This window comes from Tepidiforma sp. (assembly GCF_034433535.1).
Lineage (GTDB): Bacteria > Chloroflexota > Dehalococcoidia > Tepidiformales > Tepidiformaceae > Tepidiforma.
Genome location: NZ_DAOUAO010000065.1, coordinates 1 through 4,375, shown reverse-complemented (window position 1 = coordinate 4,375; position 4,375 = coordinate 1). Strand labels below are relative to the sequence as shown.

5 protein-coding genes are annotated in these 4,375 nt (G+C 70.3%); 1 reads left to right on the top strand and 4 read right to left on the bottom strand.

Features of this window, described 5'->3' with window-relative positions:
- Positions 1 to 112: 112 nt before the first annotated feature.
- Positions 113 to 1,633: an inositol-3-phosphate synthase gene (locus VAE46_RS03435; RefSeq protein WP_322795516.1), complete on the bottom strand. Its 1,521-nt coding sequence runs from the start codon at positions 1,631 to 1,633 to the stop codon at positions 113 to 115.
- 159 nt (positions 1,634 to 1,792) lie between these two features.
- Here VAE46_RS03435 and VAE46_RS03430 point away from each other — a divergent pair, with 159 nt between their 5' ends.
- The gene (locus VAE46_RS03430) at positions 1,793 to 2,008 is read left to right on the top strand and encodes a YgaP-like transmembrane domain (protein WP_322795515.1); all 216 of its coding nucleotides are present in this window, start codon (positions 1,793 to 1,795) and stop codon (positions 2,006 to 2,008) included.
- A gap of 19 nt (positions 2,009 to 2,027) precedes the next feature.
- On the opposite strand, the gene VAE46_RS03425 is transcribed toward VAE46_RS03430, so the two are convergent.
- From VAE46_RS03425 to VAE46_RS03415, 3 genes are all read right to left on the bottom strand, one after another.
- The gene (locus VAE46_RS03425) at positions 2,028 to 2,309 is read right to left on the bottom strand and encodes a hypothetical protein (protein ID WP_322795514.1); all 282 of its coding nucleotides are present in this window, start codon (positions 2,307 to 2,309) and stop codon (positions 2,028 to 2,030) included.
- A gap of 72 nt (positions 2,310 to 2,381) precedes the next feature.
- The gene (locus VAE46_RS03420) at positions 2,382 to 3,833 is read right to left on the bottom strand and encodes an SDR family oxidoreductase (RefSeq protein ID WP_322795513.1); all 1,452 of its coding nucleotides are present in this window, start codon (positions 3,831 to 3,833) and stop codon (positions 2,382 to 2,384) included.
- The coding region (locus tag VAE46_RS03415) for an HAD-IA family hydrolase (protein WP_322795512.1) at positions 3,830 to 4,375 on the bottom strand (546 nt) is incomplete at its 5' end. The genes VAE46_RS03420 and VAE46_RS03415, both read right to left, overlap by 4 nt.

The window sequence follows — 4,375 nt, the reverse complement described above, 5'->3', positions numbered from 1 at the left end:
GGGGTGTTGCCGGCGAGCTGGCGGACGGATTCGTAGCGGGGCATCGCTTCGATTATGCGCGAACGGCCCCGGCGTCTGCCGGGGCCGCAGCGGGGGGGTGGCGGGGGCGGCGTTACTCGTCCTCGTAGTACTCGAGGCCGAGGTGGGTGATCTGCTCTTCGCCCATGAGCCAGCGCAGGGTGTTCTTGAGTTTGGTCTGCTGGATGAAGAGGTCGTGCTCGGGGTAGACGGAGGGGGCATGCTGGGGGCTCTTGAAGTAGAAGGAGAGCCACTCCTGGATGCCCTTCATGCCGGCGCGCTGGGCGAGGTCGAAGAAGAGGGCGAGGTCGAGGACGAGGGGTGCGGCGAGGATGGAATCGCGGCAGAGGAAGTCGATCTTGATCTGCATCGGGTAGCCGAGCCACCCGAAGATATCGATGTTGTCCCAGCCTTCTTTGTTGTCGCCGCGGGGCGGGTAATAGTTGATGCGGACCTTGTGGTAGATGTTGCCGTAGAGCTGGGGGTAGAGGTCGGGCTGGAGGATGTATTCGAGGACGCCGAGCTTGGATTCCTCCTTGGTCTTGAAGCTCTCGGGGTCATCGAGGACTTCGCCGTCGCGGTTGCCGAGGATGTTGGTGGAGTACCAGCCGGCGACGCCGAGCATGCGGGCCTTGAGCATGGGGGCGATGACCGTCTTGACGAGGGTCTGGCCAGTCTTGAAGTCCTTCCCGCCGATGGGGACGCCGCGGTCGTTGGCGAGCTTGACGAGGGCGGGGATATCGACGGTGAGGTTGGGCGCGCCGTTGGCGAAGGGGACGCCTTCCATGAGGGCGGCGTAGGCGTAAATCATCGAAGGGGCGATGGTGTCGCTGCTGGCCTCGAGGGCGGCTTCGAAGGCTTCGAGGTTGGCGTGGTCGGCGGTTTCCTCCATGAAGACTTCGGTGGAGGCGCACCAGATCATGACGAGGCGGTCGCAGCCGTTGCGCGCCTTGAAGTCGCGGATGTCCTGGCGGATGAGGTTCGCGAGCTCCATCCTCGAGGCGCCGGTCTTGACGTTGGTGCCGTGCAGGCGTTTGACGTAGCGCTGGTCGAAGACGGCGGGCATCGGTTCGATGGCGCGGAGGAAATCGGCGATGGGCTCGAGGTGCTCGTGGCGGTCGAGGACGCCGGCCTTGAGGGCAGCTTCGTAGGCGTTATCGGGGATCGGGTCCCAGGCGCCGAAGACGAGGTCGTTGAGGTCGGCGAGGGGGACGAAGTCCTTGATGAGGGGCGAGCGCTTTTCGGTGCGTTTGCCAAGGCGGATGGTGCCCATCTGGGTGAGGGAGCCGATGGGGAGGGCGCCGCGTCGGCGGGCGTTTTCGACGCCGGCGATGAAGGTGGTGGCGACGGCGCCGAGGCCGACGAGCAGGACACCGAGCTTGCCGCTGGCGGGCTGGATGGCGCGGGGCTGGGGCTGGACGAAATCTTTGGGTTCCAGGATGACACCTCGTTGGCGGGCGAGCGCGATGAGGACGCTGTGCCATTGGGCCGGGATGCGCCCTGTCTTCGCCCAGTGTTGGACGGTGCTCTGGCGCCGGCCGAGGAGGGCGGCGAGGGCGCTCTGGCCGCCGAAGCGCCGGATGATGCGCTCGGCGGGGTTGAGCTGGTCGTCCACGGGAGGAGCATAACGAAATTTTCGTTACCTGTCGACGGGCGAAGGGCCCCCGGAACCTGGGCCGCATGGCGCAGGCGGCGTGATCACCGGAGCGGGACGATACGTACGAACAGGAAGCGACCGGCTGCGGGAGAAGCGGCCGGGCAGGGAGGTTCTGAGATGGGACTCGCGAAGTTCATGGCCTCGCCGGCTGGCCGGCTGCTGCGGGTGGTGCTGGGGCTGGTGCTCATCGCCATTGGGTTTGCGGTCGGCGGCACGGCCGGGTGGGTGATCGGCCTCATCGGGGTGGTGCCGATTGTGCTTGGGGCGGCGAACGTGTGCGCGATTGGCCCGGTGGTCGGCGCGCCCTTCCGGGGCGGGGCGCTGCGGCGGTAGGGGCTTCGCCGCCCGCAGGTCAGTCGCTGTTCATAGCGGCGACGGCTGCGAGGTAGTCGTCGCGGCGGCCTGCCAGGGCGGCGAGGAGCAGCCCGAGGAGGATGACGGGCAGGCGCAGGACGGAGATACCGACGACGAGCAGGGCGGGGCCGAAGATGAACCACAGGGTGGTCCAGATGACCGAGCCGCTGAGGAAAAGCCAGGCGGCTCCGCCAAGCCAGGCAGCGAGGAAGAGGAGCGTGCTGACCAGCTGGGCCATGCCGGCCAGCGCCACGCTAAGGCCGAAGAGGGCATTCCGCATCGTCACCTCCTGGTGGGGCATCGCGCCGGGGGTCCGGGCAGATTCGACACGGGAGAGTAGCGGGCGGGGGCGTCAGCTCCTGGCGCGCTGCCGCTCGGCCCGGTAGCGGCGCTCGGCAGCGCGGGCCATGCGCTGGGGCATGCGCCGGAAGATGACGTAGTGGGCGGGGGCGAGGGCGTACCAGTAGGCGAGCCCCCAGGCGCCGTTGGGGTGGAAGCGGGCGGTGGTCACGAGGCGGGAGCTGGCGGCATCGACCGTTTCGACGGTGAATTCGAGGACGGCGCTCCCGGGGAGCCGCATCTCGGCGAGGAGGGTGAGCTGGCGGCCGGGCTGGAGGGCGACGACGCGCCAGAAATCGAGGGCGTCGCCCACCCGGAGGTCGGTGGGGTGGCGCCGGCCCCGGCGGAGCCCGACGCCGCCGATGAGGCGGTCGAGCTGACCGCGGAGCCACCAGAGCGGGGTGGCGTAGTAGTAGCCGGTGCGGCCGCCGATGGCGCGCACCACCTCCCAGGTGGTTTCCGCAGGGGCGCGGACCGGCGTCACGGTGGTTTCACCGCGGGAGTAGTAGGAGGTATCGGGATTGTAACCGCGGAAGGCGAGAGCGCCTTCGGCCCAGCGTGCGGGGAGGGGCTCGCTGCGCTCGCGTTCCAGCGCGGCGCGGACCGCCTCGTCGTAGGTGTGGAGGGGGATGGGCAGGATGGCGCGGATGGCGGCGTCATCGGGGAGGAGGTCGTGCTTGAGCCCTTCGACCAGCGGGCGGGCGACATCGAGGGGGACGCTGGTGACGAGGGCGAGCCAGAGCGACGAGAGGCGCGGCGTGAGGAAGGGGACATCGATCGCGCGGAAGCGGCGGCCGGTGACGGCGGCGTAGCGTGCGAGGAGGTCGCGGAAGGTGAGAGTTTCGGGGCCGGCGACGTCGTAGATGCCGCCGGCGGTCCCGGGGGTATCCAGCACCGCGAGGAGGTAGGCCAGGAGGTCGTCGAGGGCGATGGGCCGCGTTCGGTTGCGGGTCCAGCGCGGGGTGATCATCACCGGGAGGTGGTTGACGAGGTCGCGGATGACTTCGAAGCCGGCCGAGCCGGGGCCGACGATGAGCCCGGCGCGGAGTTCGGTGACGGGGACCGGGCCCTGGCGGAGGGTCTCGCCGGTGGCGAGCCGGGAGGCGAGGTGCTCGGAGGGCGGACCCGCGGGGCACGGCCCGCCGAGGTAGATGATGCGCCTGACGCCCGCAGCAGCGGCGGCATCGCGGAAGCTGCGGGCAGCGGCGAGGTCGCGCGCGGCGAAGCCGGGGCCGCCGCCCATGGAGTGAACCAGGTAGTACGCGACATCGATGCCGGCGAGGGCAGCGGGGAGCGTCTCGGGCCGGAGGGCATCGGCGGCGACGCGTTCGACATCGGCCCAGGGGCGGGCTTCGAGGACGTCCAGGCGGCGGGCAGCAGCGCGGACGTGGTGCCCGCGTGCGGCGAGGAGGGGGACGAGGTGGCTGCCGATGTAGCCGGTGGCGCCGAAGACGAGGATGTTCATGCGGAACGCGACGCGGTGCCGAGTTCGAGGTGGTCGGAGAGCTCGGCGAGGTGGGCGATGACCCGGTCGGGGATGGCGGGCGGGTTGTCGCCGAGTTCGAGGCGGCCGCGGTGGATCCAGGTGGCGTGCAGGCCGACCCGGCGGGCGCCGCCGATATCGGCGTAGAGGTTATCGCCGATGTGCCAGGCCTCGGCGGGGCTGGCACCGACCCGCTCGAGGGCGTGCTGGAAGACGCGCGGGTGGGGCTTGCCGTGGCCGAATTCGCCTTCGATGACGACGACCTCGAAACGGTCGGCGATGGGGAAGCGGCTGAGCTTCCAGCGCTGCATCTCGGCGGGGCCGTTGGTGAGGAGGCCGAGGCGGAAGCCGGCCTCGCGCAGGAGGTCGAGGGTGGGGAGTGCATCATCGAAGAGCTGCATGCGCGCGGTCTGCTCTTCCCAGTAGCGGTCGGCGAGGCGCGGCGCGGCGGCCGGGTCGAGGCCGAGGCGCTGGAGGGCGAGGGCGACGTTGTGGCGGCGGGCGTCGTGGAGGCGGGTGCGCCA